The sequence below is a fragment of the Streptomyces sp. NPDC055140 genome, from assembly GCF_053607285.1.
Map to the genome: position 1 here is coordinate 448,107 of NZ_JBSGTG010000002.1, position 15,045 is coordinate 463,151.

Annotated in this window: 13 protein-coding genes; 4 read left to right on the top strand and 9 right to left on the bottom strand. The window is 72.2% G+C overall.

Annotation, left to right across the window (positions count from 1 at the left end; all coding sequences use genetic code 11):
- The first annotated feature begins 30 nt into the window (after positions 1–30).
- On the top strand, positions 31–1,329 hold the full coding sequence (locus ACWFR4_RS05830) for an amidohydrolase family protein (protein ID WP_453651044.1): 1,299 nt from the start codon (positions 31–33) through the stop codon (positions 1,327–1,329).
- Complete coding sequence (locus ACWFR4_RS05835; RefSeq protein WP_453651046.1) at positions 1,326–2,510, top strand: amidohydrolase; 1,185 nt, start codon at positions 1,326–1,328, stop codon at positions 2,508–2,510. The genes ACWFR4_RS05830 and ACWFR4_RS05835 overlap by 4 nt, the downstream gene beginning before the upstream one ends.
- 23 nt (positions 2,511–2,533) lie before the next feature.
- Here ACWFR4_RS05835 and ACWFR4_RS05840 read toward each other — a convergent pair whose 3' ends face one another.
- Positions 2,534–4,528 (bottom strand): DUF5107 domain-containing protein, encoded by a 1,995-nt coding sequence (locus ACWFR4_RS05840; RefSeq protein WP_453651048.1) that lies wholly within the window; start codon positions 4,526–4,528, stop codon positions 2,534–2,536.
- Between the two features lie 146 nt (positions 4,529–4,674).
- Here ACWFR4_RS05840 and ACWFR4_RS05845 point away from each other — a divergent pair, with 146 nt between their 5' ends.
- Entirely contained in the window at positions 4,675–5,028 is a 354-nt protein-coding gene (locus ACWFR4_RS05845) for a DUF6204 family protein (RefSeq protein ID WP_453456304.1), read from the top strand.
- Here the strand turns inward: ACWFR4_RS05845 and ACWFR4_RS05850 are convergent.
- The 8 genes from ACWFR4_RS05850 to tatA form a co-directional block, all read right to left on the bottom strand.
- Positions 4,997–5,551: a GNAT family N-acetyltransferase gene (locus tag ACWFR4_RS05850; RefSeq protein WP_453456307.1), complete on the bottom strand. Its 555-nt coding sequence runs from the start codon at positions 5,549–5,551 to the stop codon at positions 4,997–4,999. The two genes, ACWFR4_RS05845 and ACWFR4_RS05850, sit on opposite strands and share 32 nt — an antisense overlap.
- A 44-nt stretch (positions 5,552–5,595) precedes the next feature.
- Positions 5,596–5,748 (bottom strand): hypothetical protein, encoded by a 153-nt coding sequence (locus tag ACWFR4_RS05855; protein WP_453456310.1) that lies wholly within the window; start codon positions 5,746–5,748, stop codon positions 5,596–5,598.
- A gap of 145 nt (positions 5,749–5,893) precedes the next feature.
- Positions 5,894–7,636: a CocE/NonD family hydrolase gene (locus ACWFR4_RS05860; protein WP_453651413.1), complete on the bottom strand. Its 1,743-nt coding sequence runs from the start codon at positions 7,634–7,636 to the stop codon at positions 5,894–5,896.
- A 201-nt stretch (positions 7,637–7,837) separates the two neighbouring features.
- Positions 7,838–8,776 carry a S66 peptidase family protein gene (locus ACWFR4_RS05865; RefSeq protein WP_453651050.1) on the bottom strand — a complete coding sequence of 313 codons (939 nt, stop codon included), beginning with the start codon at positions 8,774–8,776 and terminating at the stop codon, positions 7,838–7,840.
- Positions 8,773–10,770 carry a dipeptidyl-peptidase 5 gene (locus ACWFR4_RS05870; RefSeq protein ID WP_453456445.1) on the bottom strand — a complete coding sequence of 666 codons (1,998 nt, stop codon included), beginning with the start codon at positions 10,768–10,770 and terminating at the stop codon, positions 8,773–8,775. The genes ACWFR4_RS05865 and ACWFR4_RS05870 overlap by 4 nt, the downstream gene beginning before the upstream one ends.
- Positions 10,771–10,858: 88 nt before the next feature.
- Positions 10,859–12,193 carry a M20/M25/M40 family metallo-hydrolase gene (locus ACWFR4_RS05875; protein WP_453456316.1) on the bottom strand — a complete coding sequence of 445 codons (1,335 nt, stop codon included), beginning with the start codon at positions 12,191–12,193 and terminating at the stop codon, positions 10,859–10,861.
- Entirely contained in the window at positions 12,186–13,019 is an 834-nt protein-coding gene (locus ACWFR4_RS05880) for a M55 family metallopeptidase (RefSeq protein ID WP_453456319.1), read from the bottom strand. The genes ACWFR4_RS05875 and ACWFR4_RS05880 overlap by 8 nt, the downstream gene beginning before the upstream one ends.
- A gap of 114 nt (positions 13,020–13,133) precedes the next feature.
- Complete coding sequence (gene tatA / locus ACWFR4_RS05885) at positions 13,134–13,322, bottom strand: Sec-independent protein translocase subunit TatA (protein ID WP_453651052.1); 189 nt, start codon at positions 13,320–13,322, stop codon at positions 13,134–13,136.
- Between the two features lie 114 nt (positions 13,323–13,436).
- On the opposite strand from tatA, the gene ACWFR4_RS05890 reads away from it, so the two are divergent.
- On the top strand, positions 13,437–14,963 hold the full coding sequence (locus tag ACWFR4_RS05890; protein ID WP_453651053.1) for an LCP family protein: 1,527 nt from the start codon (positions 13,437–13,439) through the stop codon (positions 14,961–14,963).
- Positions 14,964–15,045: the final 82 nt, after the last annotated feature.

Here is a 15,045-nt window from a genome sequence, read left to right on the forward strand (position 1 = left end):
CCCTCCCGCCACCCGCCGAGGAGCCCCCGCATGTGCGTCGAGAACTGCCCCCCGCCGTCGAACCGGCTGACCCGCCGAGGCGTACTCGCGGGTGCCGCCGCACTCGCGGGCACCACCGCCGCCCTCGCCGCCGCGCCCGGCGCGTCCGCCGCCGCCCCGATGACCCGCACGTCCGCCGCCCGCTCCGGGAACGCCCCCCGCGGCGGTGACCTCGTCATCGACGGCGGCACGCTCCTCGACCCCGCGACGGGCGAGGTCACCGAGGACGCGGTCGTCGTCATCCGTGACGGCGTCGTCCGCGCGGCCGGCCCCCGGGCCCGCGTCGACGTCCCCAAGGGCGCCAGCGTCCTCGACGCGCGCGGCCAGTGGGTCCTGCCCGGACTCGTCGACTCGCACATCCACCTGAACACCGCCGCCGAGGCGAAGACGGCCGTCCGGCTCGGCGCCACCAGCGCGCGCAGCGGCTCGACGAACTTCTACCAGGACATCGCCGTAAGGGAGTTGGCCCGCCAGGCCCCGGAGCTCGCCCCGCGACTGCGGGCGGCCGGCATCTTCGTCACGCCCGACCTCGGCGACACGGTGCTCGGCGACCCGGACCTCACCCCGCTCGCCCGGCTCAGCGACGGCGTGCGCTCGCCCGAGGCGCTGCGCCGGGTCGTCCAGGTCAACCTGGCCCGCGGCGCCGACGTCATCAAGACGCGCGTGAACGAGCGCGCGGGCCTGCCCGAGCAGGACCCGCTGGCCCAGGTCTACAGCTACGAGCAGCTGTCCGAGGTCGTAGCTGCCGCCAAGCGCGGCGGCAAGGGCGTGCTGTGCCACAGCTACAGCGAGAAGGGCTGCCACGACGCGGTGACGGCCGGCATCACGTCGCTGGAGCACGGCGCGTTCGTCGGCGAGCGCACCCTGCACGAAATGCGGCGCAGGGGCACCTACTTCACTCCTACGATGATCGCCATCGCGGGGATGATCGGCTCGAGCGACCCGGTGCTCGACGAGCGCGGCCGGACCTACCTGCCCAAGCTCAAGGCCGCCGCGCTCGCCGCGCACGAGCTGGGCGTGCCGCTCGTGTCCGGCACGGACTCGTCGGGCGGCGAGGTCGAGCCGATCGGCAGCGAGATCCAACTGATGCACTCGGCGGGCCTGTCCGCACTCGACGCGATCCGCACGGCGACCGTCAACGCGGCCCGGCTGCTCGAACTGGACGGCACGGTCGGGCGTCTCGCACGGGGCTTCGCGGGCGACGCGATCCTCGTGTCCGGCGACCCGCTGGCCGACATCTCGGTCCTGAAGAAGCCGGTGCGCGTGGTGCGCTCGGGTGTCGCCGTATGAGCGCCGTCGTCTTCGGAAACGTACGCCCGCTCGGTGCGACGGAGGCCGTGGACCTCACGGTCGTCGACGGGGTGATCGTCGACGGTCCGGCGCCCGAGGGCGCCGAGGTCGTCGACTGCGGCGGCCGGATCGCGCTGCCGACCCTCGTGGACGCGCACATCCACCCGGACAAGACCGCGTGGGGCGAGCCCTGGGTGTCGCGCAAGCCCGCGTCGGGGATCGCCGAATTCGCCGCTGCGGACGCCGAGTTGTACCGCTCGCAGACCACGCCCCTCAAGGACCGCGCCCAGCGCCTGATGGCGCACGCGGTCACCCGGGGCACCCGGGCGATGCGGGCCCATGTCGATGTCGCGCCCGCTTTCGGCCTTGCCGGTGTCGAGGGTGTCGGCGCCGCGCGTGAGGCGCTGCGGGACGCGGTCGACGTGCAGATCGTCGCGTTCCCGCAGCACGGCGTCCTGCGGGCGCCCGGCACCGCGGAGCTCCTGGAGGAGGCGGCCCGCACCGGTGGCATCGACATCGTGGGCGGCATCGACCCGATCGGCTTCGACGAGGCGCTCGACGCCCAGCTCGACCTGGTCTTCGGGATCGCGGACCGGCACGGGGTCGGCGTCGACATCCACCTCCACGACCAGTCCGTGCCCGGCCTGACCGCGGTGCACGCGATCATCGACCGGACCAGGGCGCTGTCCCTCCAGGGCAAGGTCAGCATCAGTCACGCGTTCTGCGTGCCCGGCCTCGAAGGGGTCGAACTCGACCGTGTGGGAGCCGAGTTGGCGGATGCGGGGATCTCCCTGACGACCGTGGCGCCCTCGCGGCCGCTGGTCCTGCCCACGCGCCGGCTCCGCGAACTCGGGGTGCGGGTGGGACTCGGTTCGGACGGGGTGCGCGACTCGTGGAGCCCGTTCGGCAACGCGGACATGCTGCACCGGGCGCACCTGCTCGCCCGTGCCCAAGGGGCCCGTCTGGACGATGAGTTGGCCGACGCCTTCCGTGTCGCCGCCGATGACGGCGCCCGCGTCGTCGGCCTCCCCCACCTTGATCTGTCCGCCGGTTCACCGGCCGACTTCTTCCTGGTGCGCGGCGAGTGCCTGCCCCAGGTCGTGGTGGACCTGCCCGCGCGTGACCTGGTGGTCAGGGCGGGCCGGGTCGTGGCCAGGGACGGCGAACTGCTGCTGCCCTGACCACCCGCGCCGTGCGCGCCGGGTCAGGACTCCCCGGGCAGCATGCTGAAGTCGTACTGGGCGGGCAGCCGTTCGCCCGGTGCGGCGAGGCACGCCCACAGCTCGGCGATGGCCCCCGAGCCCTCGCGCAGGTCGGCGACCTCGAAGCCCTCGTCGAACACGGCCCGTGCCGCCTCCTTGTCGCCCTCGGCGATCAGGAGGCGGGCCTCGACGAGCCGGAAGCGGCCGCGGGCGCGTGTCGCGGCGTGCAGCCGCTCCCAGACGGCGCGGGCCGGTCCGGGGCGGCGGGCCGCGAGCAGCGCGTCGATGGCCTCACGGCCCAGTGCCGCGGTGGCCGCCGTCCACGCCTCGCCGTCGTCGCGCCTCTCCTGGCACAGGTCGTCGAAGGCTTCGGAGTAGCGGTCGGCGGCGCGTTCACGATGACCGGCCTCCTGGTCGGCGACGGCCAGGCAGCGCAGCAACGGCCAGAGGGACGGGGCGAGTTCGAGACCCCGCTCCCAGCTGCGTACGGCCTGTGCCAGGTCGCCCGCGTGCCATTGGGCGACGCCGAGGTGGTACTCGGTGAGCGGCTGTGCGGGCGCCGTCTCCAGCATGTCCCGCCAGTGCGGCGCGACGAGGGTGGGCCCGGGCGGTCCGACGCGGCGCGGCTCGGGGATGGAGCCGGTGCGCAGGAGGTCGAGCCAGGGTGTCTGCGCCGGGCCGAGGGTCGACTCGTCGAAGGGGGTGCCGGGGAGCTTGAAGTCGCCGCGCAGCACTTCGAGGGCGCCCCAGCCGGAGCCGGCCGCGAGCAACTCCCCCGGTTCGGTGTCGGCGTGCGGGCGCCAGGCCTCGTAAGCGGCGTCGACGTCGGCCCTCGGCAGCGCGGCTTCGAGGCACTCCTCGACCTCACCGCGCGCGACCGCCCAGTCCTCGGCCGAGTGCACGGCGTCGGGCGCCGCGGACAGCGGTCCGTACGACTCCAGCCACGCGAACTCGCCCTCGGCGTCCAGGCGTACGTGCTCCAGCTGGGTGCGGGCGAGGCCCGCCTGTATCTCGGCGTAGCCGCCCGTGCCCGGCTCGGTCAGCCACTCCTGCCAGCGCCGGCCGCCCGCGCCGTGGCCCCAGAGGAACAGCTTGCGGCCGCGCAGGAGGTCGGTCGAGGTCTGTACGAGTCCGTGGCCGTCGTCGTCGAGGGCGGCGATCCAGCGGCGCTGCCCGTCGGGGACCTCGTAGAAGTAGTCGGCCGGGTATTCGCCGCTGAGGGGGTAGGTGCGGTCGACGCCGTCGAACTCCGGGACGGGAACGCGGCGCAGGGTGCGCTCGTAGCCGAAGTGCCAGGCCTCGTCGGCGGGGGCGAGGACGCGGTGTTCCTCGGGAACGGCGATGTTCGACCACCAGTAGACGGGCGCGGGCCGCTCATGAGGGTTGCGTATCCGCACGCCCACGTGGAGGAAGTCGGATCCGGCGGGCAGCCACAGGTCCACCTGGAACGGCAGGTCGCGCAGCCGCTCCCACTCCCACAGGCGCAGCATGTCCCCGCCGTCGGGCGCGGTGACGCGGGCGGCGTGCAGGGGTGCGCAGGACAGGGTGGTGTGCCCGGTCGCGCCGATGTTCCACTCGATACCGCCGGAGAACCAGGCGCCGTTGAGCGCGAAGTCGGCGGGCTGGAACACCGGGTTGCGGTAGAGGAGTTCACGGCCGGTGGGCTTGTGGAACATCGAGTGGATGCGGCCGCCGAGGCCGGGCAGGACCGTGACGCGCAGCCGGTCGTTCTCGATCACGAGCGTGTCGAGGGTGAGGGGGGTGCGCTCGCGCCCGTAGCTGTTCTTGAGCCGCTCCGGCAGTACGCTGCGCAGCTTCTCGTAGCCGATCTGGCGGGCCATGTCGCGCGGCATGCCCTGCTTGGAGCGGTCGTCGAGTTCGTGGAGTTCGTCGAGGGGCCGCAGCGGCGGCAGCGGGTCGGGGGCGCCCACCGCCACGCCGGGCAGGGTCAGTACGTCGCGTCGAAGGGTCGTCCGCTCGGCCTGCGAGTCCGTCAAGTCCGCCTCCCGGTTCGCGGGGCCCGCCGTCCGCACGCGGTGTGCCCCGACGACCATGGAACAGGCTCCCGCATGAGCTGACCAGGGGCTCTCCGGGTCAGAATTAAGCAAAGGCGCATTCGGGCCCGCCGGGTTACCCTCCGCGGATGGGAACGCAGCACACCTATCGGGTCATCGTCCGCGGCACATGGGACGGTCTGGCGGACGGCGCGCGCGAGCGGCTGCTCGCCGAGGTCGACGAGCACGGGCTCGCGTCGATGAGGTTCACGCCGGAGGGATCGCTCACGTACGACCGGGTGCTGAAGCACTTCTCGTACCGGTTCGTCGTGGAGTCGGATGCCGAGGACGGCGAGGAGATGGCGGAGGCTCTCGCCGAGGAGCGGGCCGACGCGTCGCTCAGGGCGCTCGGTGAGGGGTACGGCTTCGGGGTGCTGAAGTCGTCGGCGACGGACATGGACACGATGAAGGTCAACCGGAAGCACCGGGCATCTCGGCCGTGAGCGCCCAGCGCTCGTGGTCGCGCCAGGCGCCGTCCATGAAGATGAAGTCGGGCGAGTAGCCCTCGAGGCGGAACCCGGCGCGGCGCGCGAGGGCGATGGACGCCTCGTTGCCCGGCTGCACGTTGATCTCCAGGCGGTGCAGTCCGAGGGGGCCGAAGGCGTACCGGATGACCAGACCGAGGCCCTCGCTCATGAGGCCGCGGCCCGCCGCGTGCGCGAACGCGCCGTAGCCGAGGGCGCCGCAGCGGAAGCCGCCGCGGACGATGTTGTTGATGTTGATGAAGCCGGCGATGCCGCCGTCCGCCCGCTCGTACACCAGGCAGCCGAACCGCGTCGGGTCGTCGATGAGGGCGCCGGCGTAGGCGGCGTAGGTGTCGGCGGCGGTCGGCGGGTAGAGCCAGGGGCGGTGCAGGTCTTCGCTCTCCCGTGCTCGCGCCGTGAACTCGTCGACGTCCGCGAGGGCGAAGGGCCGTATGCCCACGCGGGGGCCTTCAGCGAGGTGGCGGTGGCCGGTGGCAGACATCCGGCCAGCCTACGCGGCGGCCGTGGGACCGGTGCGGGTCCGCCTCACTTGCGCCTGCGGATGACGTAGCCGCCGCAGATCACCCCGATGATGGCGACGGCGCCGAGTACGACCAGCACGGTGATCGCGATCCGGCCCGGTGTGAAGGTGCCTGTGCCTGCGCTGCTGTCGGAGCTCGCCGTGTCCTTGGGACTCACCGGTGGGACCCTTCCGCCGTGGCGACGTGTGCCTTCCCCGCCCAGCATGTGCAGCCGGGCGGGGTTCGCGCACGGCGAGGTGTCCCTCCGGGTGGGGCGTGGGGCCGTACGGGTGACGGCGCCACCAACCGGACCTGGGGCGGGCCTACTGTCCGACGACGGGCAGCTCCAGGATGCCGGTGTCCTCTGGCGCGCTGGTGACGGTGACGGGCTTGATGCCCTTGTTGCCGCCGTACGCGTCGTCGCTCGCCGCGATGACGAACTGGAGCCGGTGCCCCTTCTCGTAGCGGTGGACGATGCCGGGCAGCGACACCGTGAAGGAGCGGGTCACGTCCGGCACGCGGACCGGTGCGACCAGGCGGTGCACGAGTGTCTTGCTGCCGTCCGGCGCGATGTCGTACAGCTTCGCGAAGAGGACGAGCTTGTCTGCGGCGTCGTCCGAGTTCTGGACCCGCTCGGTCTTCGGCGAGACGACCCTGAGGGTCGCCTTCGGGGAGCCCACGACGTCGGTCGTGCGGGTCAGCGGCTCGCTGGTCCAGCCGAGGTAGGTGCCCGCGGTGTCGCGCGGGGCCGGGTCGGGGAGGCCGATCAGGCCGGCGAGGGAGGACTCGGAGTGGCTGGTGGGGATCAGCCAGTTCCGGTACTGGCGGCTGCCGCGCGCGACCTTCGACCGGTTGTCGACGAGCTTGCCGTCGCCGGAGAGGTACAGCTTCCGGCTCAGCGCCGGGACGCTCTGCGCGGTGGCGTAGGTCTGGCCGGGGTCCGTGATCCAGTCGCGGTAGTAGGCGAACGCGGGCCCGGTGTCGACGTCCTTCTTGTGCTGGAGGTAGCGGTCGAACCAGGCGAGGATCCGCTTGCCGACGTAAGAGGTCTCGAGGTTGCCCTGTGCGAGGTTGAGTTCACCGCTCGCCGGATCGGTGAGGCCACCGCTGTGTCCCCACGACTGCCAGATCATCTTCGTGGTGGTGCCCTGTGCCTTGAGGGTCCCGTACGTGGCCTGCGCCTCGTTCAGGTTGAAGAGGCTGTCGGACTGGCCCTGCACGAGCAGCGTCGGCGCCTTGACCTGCTTCAGATACGAGACCGGGGAGACGCTGCGCGCGTAGTCGAGCATCGCTCCCGCCTTGTCGGACGGGTAGCGGCCGGAGTTCAGGGTGCTGATCGTCTCGCAGGCGTCGGTGACGAAGTGCAGGCAGGTGAGCTTGTTGATCCGGGACGGGTCGAGGGACGGTTCGAGGAGGGGCTGACCCTCGCCGATCAGGTAGAAGCCGTTGGTCCACTGCCATTTGAAGGCGCCGGGGACGGAGCGGTCGGCGGCGTTGTTCGGGTCGAGGGAGTAGGCCAGGTCGTTCCACGTGATCATCGGGACCAGCGCGTCGACGCGGTGGTCGACCGCTGCGGTGGCCAGCTGGATCGCCCCGCCGTACGAGCCGCCGATCATGCCGACGCGCGGGTCGCCCTTGCCGTCCTTCGTGACGTAGTCGGCCTTCGTGCCGTCGTCGGCCGCGCGGGTCCCGGCGAGGAAGTCGACGAGTCCGGAGGCCGCGGCGCCGTCGACGCGGGGGTCGTCGAGCGAGACGAGGCATCCCGACTTGCCGAAGCCGAGCCCGGAGTAGACGAGTCCGACGTAGCCGCGCGCGGCGAAGGCCTTGCCGATGGCGTCGGTCGAGCCGTCGGACTTGCTGCCGCCGAAGCCGTTGGTGGCGAGGACGGCGGGCGCGGTGTGGGCGGCGTCGACGCCCGCGGGCCGGTAGAGGTCGGCGTCGACGACGCAGCTGCGGCCGCCGGCCTGGATCGTGAACTTCAGTGCGGTGACGGTGTATTCGCCCGTCTGCTTCGTCTGCGGCGCGGCGTTCGCGGGCGCGGCGAGGGCGAGCGGCGCGGCGACCATGGCGCCGAGGGCGAGGGCCGGCGCCAGTGGAGATCGCGGTCGGGATCGGGGCACGGCACGGGACACGGCTACCTCCACGCTGAGGAAGACCCACCGGCTACCGACCGGTAAGTCTGGGCGTGGTCATGTTGTGACACGTGTCATACACGGGTCAATCACCGCGACGCGTGTTTCTTGACGAAGATTCAGCAACCGAACGATTCAGGCCAGCGCGGGCACATCCAGGGTCAACGTCCCCGCATCCGCGTCCAGTTCACCGGGAACACCGAACGGGATCGTGAGCGCCCCCTCGCAGTGCCCGAAGCCGAACTCCTCGACGATGGGCACCCCCAGCCCGCCGAGCCGGTCGACGAGCAGCGCGCGCAAACCGTCGTACGCGTCGCACTCGGCCCAGGACCCGAGCAGGATCCCCGTGACCCCGTCCAGCCAGCCGGCGCACAGGAGTTGGGTGAGATAGCGGTCGATGCGGTACGTCTCCTCGCCGGTGTCCTCCAGGCACAGCAGCCCGCCCGCGGCCGACGGACGGGCGTGCGGGGTGCCCAGGTCGGCGGCGAGCAGGCAGAGGCAGCCGCCGAGCGTGACGCCGCGCGCGGTGCCGCCCACGAGCGGCCGCCCGCCCTCCACAGCCGTGATCGTCCGTACGGTCTCCGGTTCGAAGAGCGTGGCCCTCAAGTGGTCCTGTGCGCGGGCGCTCTTGAGGAAGTCGGCCGCCGCGACCATCGGCCCGTGAAGGGTCGCGAGTCCGAGCCGGGCGGCGAACGCCTCGTGCAGCGCCGTGATGTCGCTGTACCCGACGAACACCTTGGGGCCGGCGGCCCGCATCGCGTCCCAGTCGAGCAGGTCGGCCATGCGCTGCGCGCCGTATCCGCCCCGCGCGCACAGGACGGCGTCCACGGACGGGTCGCACCAGGCCCGCTGGAGGCCGGCGGCGCGCTCGGCGTCACTGCCCGCGAGGTAGTCGAACCGGTCGTGCACAGCGCGGACCTGGGGCTCGACGACGGGCTCCAGGTCCCAGCCGCGCAGGATGTCGAGCCCGGCCTCGAGCCGGTCCTCCGGCACAGGTCCGCTGGGCGCGACGACGGCGACGCGGGCTCCGGGGGCGAGGCGTGCGGGACGGGTCAGCGGTGTCGTCGACGTCACTTGGACAGCTCCAGTGTGGGGATCCCTATGGGATGCAGGCCGAACACCTGGGCGTACAGGGAGAGTTCGGACTCCAGAGCGCGGATCATGGTGTCCGCGCGGCGGAACCCATGGCTCTCGCCCTCGAAGGCGATGTAGGCGTGCGGGACGCGCCGGCCGTCCAGGCGGGCGAGGAACCGCTCGCACTGCGCGGGCGGGCAGATCACGTCGTCGAGGCCCTGGAGAAGCAGGAACGGCGCGGTGAGCCGCTCCGCGTGCTCGGCCGGCGAGCGCTCGACGTACCGCGCGGGCACCTCGGCGAGCGGCCCGACGAGCGACTCCAGGTACTGGGACTCGAAGTCGTGGGTCTCGCCGGAGCCCCAGGCCGTGAGGTCGAGGATGGGGTAGAGGATCGTGCCGCAGGCGTAGACGTCGGTGCCGGTCAGGGACGCGGCCGTGGTCCAGCCCCCGGCGCTGCCGCCGCGGATCGCGAGCCGGTCGCGGTCGGCGGTGCCCTCGGCGGCCAGCGCGAGCGCCACGGCGGCGCAGTCCTCGACGTCGACGACGCCCCACTGTTCGCGCAGGCGGTTGCGGTACTCACGGCCGTAGCCCGTGGAGCCGCCGTAGTTGACCTCGGCGACGCCGATGCCGCGCGAGGTGAAGTAGGCGATCTCCAGGTCGAGTACGAGGGACGAGTGCCCGGTGGGGCCGCCGTGTGCCCACACGACGTAGGGCGGCAGTTCGTCGTCGGGCGCGGCGTGGGTGGGGCTGTGCGGCGGATAGATGTGGGCGTGGATGTCCCTGCCCTCGGGGCCAGCGAAGGTGCGGATCTGCGGCTCCGGGTAGTACGCGGGGTCGACGGCGTCGGAGTGCGCGGCGCCGACGACGCGCGCCCGGCCCGTACAGGTGTCGAGCTCCACAACCTCGTGGCCGGTGCGCGGGCTGGCGGCGATGCCGACGACGCGGGTGCCGTGCGCGGCGAGCGCGGGGCTCCACTCGGTCCAGGGGCCGGCGGCGTCCACGACCTCGCCGGTCGCCGGGTCGAGCACGCCGAGCGCGGTGGCGCCGACGCCGTGGACGACGGCGATCAGGCCGCTCTCCAACGGGGCGAACCAGCGGTGGCCGATCTTCCAGAGCGGTCCGCCGAACTCCTCCTCGCGCGGGCACAGGGGCCGCGGTGCGCCGTCCGGGCCGACGCGGTACAGGTTCCACCAGCCGCTGCGGTCGCTGGAGTAGACGAGGGCGCCGTCCGGCGCCCACTCCACCTGCGCGACGGACTCGTCGGGCCCGCCGAACGCCGTCCTAGCCCCGCTGAACGTACCGTCCGCGGACACGTCGGCGACGACCAATTCCGTGCCGTCCCAGGGCATGCGCGGGTGGTCCCAGGCGAGCCAGGCGGCGCGGCGGCCGTCGGGCGAGAGACGAGGCCCCGTGACGAACCGGTGGCGCCCGTCGGAGAGTTCGCGCACGGCACCGCGGTCCTCGGCCGCGCTCCCGTCGAGCGGCACCGCGGCGGCGACGCGGCGCACGTCGGTCGGCCCGTCCCCGGTGAACTCCTCAAGGACGCACCACACTTCGCCCCGGTCGAGATGGATCTGCGGATCGGCCCAGCGCAGCCCGTCCCCCACCGCGGAGACGGGCGTGAGGGGGCGGGGTACGGCGCCGGGGGCGTCGGGCTCGTAGGCGTAGAGCCGCTGGTCCGCGAAGTCGGCGAACACGACAAGCGGGCCTTCGGGCCGCCCGGAGCCGGCCCACGGCTGTCCGCCGTACTCGATGACGCGGCTGCGCACGTTCCACGGCACGGGCAGCACGGTGTGCTCCGTGCCGTCGGCGCGCCGCCTGACCAGGGCCCGCCGACCGCCCTCGGCCGGGCGGGGCTCGGTCCACCATGCCTCGTCGCCGACGAAGCCGACGTACTCCGGCTTCCCGTCGTGCGCCGCGGCGAGCGCGGCCGTGATCGGCGACGGCCACGATCCGTAACTCTGGATCAGCACCAACTTGTCCACGCCCCCCATGACTTCAGAGGCCCCCATGTTCTCCACGTGTGACGCCATTTCCTAGACCGTCTCCCGAACCGCTTGCCCGAACCCCGCCCGGCGGCGCCTATGCAGACCGCAGGAAGCGATCGAGCACGCGGACGCCGAAGTGCAGGGCCTCGACCGGGACCCGCTCGTCCACACCGTGGAAGAGCGCCTGGTAGTCGAAGCCCTCGGGGAGCTTCAGCGGCGCGAAGCCGTAGCCCGTGATGCCGAGCCGCGAGAACTGCTTGGCGTCGGTGCCGCCCGACATGCAGTACGGCACGACGTGCCCCTCGGGCGCGAATTCCTCCACTGCCGAGCGCATCCTCGCGAACGTCGGCGAGTCGACCGGCGCCTGGAGCGCGACCTCACGGTGCTCGAACTCCCACTCCACATCGGGTCCGGTGAGCCGGTCGAGGGTCTCGCGGAACTCGTCCTCGCCGCCCGGCAGATACCGGCCGTCGATGTGCGCGGTCGCCTCGCCGGGGATCACGTTGATCTTGTATCCGGCCGACAGCATCGTCGGGTTGGCGCTGTTGCGCACGGTCGGCGCGACGAGCGCCGCGACCGGGCCGAGCTTGGCGAGCAGCTCGTCGGCCGAGAAGTCCGGGGAGTCCACGCCGGCGTCGATGCCGTACAGGGCGGCGAGTTCGGTGAGCGCGGCGGCCACGGTCGGTGTGAGCCGCACCGGCCACTCGTGCTCACCGATCCGCGCGACGGCGGCGGCGAGCCTGGTGACGGCGTTGGCGTGGTTCACCTTCGAGCCGTGGCCCGCCTTGCCGTGCGCGGTGAGCCGGAGCCAGCCCGTGCCGCGTTCGCCCGCCGCGATCGGGTAGATCTGCTTGCCGTAGCCGTCGTGGAAGGTGAAGGCGCCGGATTCGCTGATGCCCTCGGTGCAGCCCTCGAAGAGGCCGGCGTGCTGGTCGGCGAGGAAGCCGGAGCCGTCCTCGGCGCTCGCCTCCTCGTCGGCGGTGAAGGCGACGACGATGTCCCGGCGCGGGCGCACACCGGCGCGGGCCCACTGCCGGACGACGGCGAGGATCATCGCGTCCATGTTCTTCATGTCGACGGCGCCGCGGCCCCACACGACCCCGTCGCGGATCTCTCCGGAGAACGGGTGCACGCTCCAGTCGGCGGCCTCCGCGGGGACGACGTCGAGGTGGCCGTGGACGAGCATCGCGTCGGCGGTCGGGTCCGTGCCGGCGATGCGCGCGACGACGTTCGTGCGCCCCTTGGTGCGTTCGAGGAGGGTCGGCTCCAGGCCCGCCTCGGCGAGCTTCGCGGCTGCGTACTCGGCGGCCGGGCGCTCCTGGCAGTCGCCGCCGCCGCGGTTGGTGGTGTCGATGCGGATGAGCTCGGACGTGAAGGTCACGACCTCGTCGAGTGCCTGCTCGTCCACCTGAAATGCCTGGTCAGCCATACTGTTCCTCCACCGCGGCCGAGACGATCGTGGTGACCGCCTTGAAGGTGCGGATGCCGTCGTACATGTTTTCGTTCGTGTAGGAGACCCTGCGCTCGCCGGTGCGCCGGACGCCGGGCACCACCGTCGCGGCCATCGACAGATGCTCGGCGTCGAACTCGAGCTCGATGGTGAACGGGCCGCCCTGGACGGGCTCGTGGCGCACGGCGAGCGCCGCCGCCTCCTTCGCCGCGGCCCGGATGTCGGCGGCGGTCCGCTTCGGCGTACGACAGACAGCCGCATACCGGGACACATAGTCCTTGACCGCGACCTTGCGGGCCTCGGGCGCATAGCCGAGCGCGTCGTCGCAGGTGAGGTCGTCGCCGGTGACGAGGACGACGGGTACGCCGTACTCGGCGACGACGTGCGCGTTGAGCAGGCCCTCGCTCGCGCGGACGCCCTTGATCCAGACGCCGGTGATGGAGTTGGCGAGGTACGTGTGGGCGAGGACGCCCTCCGTGCCGGCGCCCGTGTGGTAGCCGATGAACGCGATGCCGTCGACGTCGCCGTGCTGGACGCCCTCGACCATGGAGAGCGTCTTGTGGCGGCCGGTGATCATCTCCGCCCGCTCGTCGAGCTGCTCCAGGAGCAGATTGCGCATCGACCAGTGGGCCTCGTTGATGAGCACCTCGTCGGCGCCCCCGTCGAAGAAGCCGAGCACGGCGGCGTTGACGTCCGAGGTGAACATGGACCGGCAGCGCTCCCACTGCGGGGTGCCGGGCAGCACGTCCCCCGGCCAGGTCACGCCGGTGGCGCCCTCCATGTCGGCGCTGATGAGGATCTTCATGGCGCATCACGGTACGCGCCAGGGAACGCGCAGGCCAGAGCCACCCTGAGAGCCAGAGGTCCAGTCCACCGAAAGGCGGCGGGCACCCCTCCGGTCAGGGCGGATCACCGGACGTCAGGAGGCGGCCGTGTCCCGGCGCTCCTCGACCTCGTCGGTCTTCATCGCCCTCGTCTCGCTCTTGAGGACCCGGAGCGATTTACCGAGCGAGCGCGCCGTGTCGGGGAGTTTCTTCGAACCGAACAGGACGATGACCACGATCGCCACAATGAGCAGGTGCCAGGGCTCCAGACCGTTGCGGAACATTTTCGCCCCACCCTTCGTCTCTTCGGATGAGGTGGGCACCACGGACGGCACCCACCAAGAAGCTTGCTACATTGCGCAACTGTACAACTCCGGATCCGAGTGAGGGCGCACCCCATGGCAGGCACCCGTGAGCAGTTGGCACCCGCGCGCCGAGGAGGCAGCGCCAAGTCCGCCGTACGCGCGGGGCGACCTGGGCGCAGCCGCGTGCGCTTCACGCTCGCGATAGCCCTGTCCCTGCTCGTCCTCCTGACGGGCGGCGCGGGCTGGGTGTACCTGAAACTCGGCGGCGACATCAACACGTTCAGCTCGGACGGCATCTCCGGCGACCGCCCGGACGCCGACGCGTCGAAGGGTGAGAACGTCCTCGTCATCGGCTCCGACGCACGCACCGGCGGCAACGAGGCGCTGGGCGGCGGCGACAAGGGCGACATCGGCCGCTCGGACACGGCATTCCTGCTGCACGTCTACGCCGACCATCGCAACGCCGTCGCGGTGTCCGTCCCGCGCGACACCCTCGTCACGATCCCGCCCTGCAAACTCCCCGACGGCAGCTGGACGGGGACGCGGCCCGACACGATGTTCAACGCGGCGTACTCGACCGGCGAGACCGCCCGCGGCAACCCCGCCTGCACGCAGAACACGGTGGAGAAGCTGACCGGCCTGCGCGTCGACCACACCGTCGTCGTGGACTTCAAGGGCTTCGCCGCCCTGACCGACGTCGTCGGCGGCGTGAAGGTCTGCCTCCCGCAGCCCATCCACCAGCGCGACCTCAACCCCCATCGCACGACGCCGGGCAAGCTCCTGTTCCCGCGCGGCGAGCAGAGCGTCTCCGGGCAGAAGGCCCTCGACTACGTCCGCCTGCGGCACGGCATCGGCGACGGCTCCGACATCGGCCGCATCAAGCGGCAGCAGGCCTTCGTCGGCAGCCTCATCAAGAAGGTCAAGAGCGACGGTCTGACGCCCACGAAGCTCCTGCCGCTCGCGAACGCGGCCACGCGGTCGATGACCGTCGACCCCGGCCTCGGCTCCGCCGACAAGCTCCTCTCCTTCGCGATGTCCCTCAAGAACATCGACCTGCACAACACCAAGTTCGTCACCATCCCCTGGCGCTACGAGGGAAGCCGCGTCGCGGTCGTCGAACCGGACGCCGACGCCCTGTGGGCGTCACTCAGGGACGACCGGACCATCGACGGGAAGGACGCCAGCGGCAAGAAGGGCGCCGGGTCGAGCGCCTCCCCCGCGCCCTCCGCCGCGCCGAGTCCGGGGGACGGCATCCGCGTCACCGTCTACAACGGAACGACCGTCATGGGACTGGCCGCCCAGGCCGCGCGCACCCTGGAGGACGACGGGTTCACCATCACGGGCACGGCGACGGCGTCCACCCAGGGCCAGGCCACCACCCTGATCCAGTACGGCCCCGGCGAGAAGGCGCGAGCGGGCACGCTCGCCCAGCGGTTCCCGGGCGCACGCCTGGAAGAGACCCCGACCGCGGGCATCAAGGCGATCCTCGGGCAGGACTACGCGGACCATCCGTCGGCCGCCGCCACGGCGTCGCCGGAACCCACCGCCGTACCGTCCCAGGTCTCCGACGACGCCCGCTCCGCCGACGACAACCTGTGCTCGAACCTGTCCTACGGCTGACCTGGTGCAACCGACCGGGGCCGTATCGCGTCTTCACCTCTGTCTGTACAGTTGCGCAAATTCGCAACGCACAAGCTCAGCC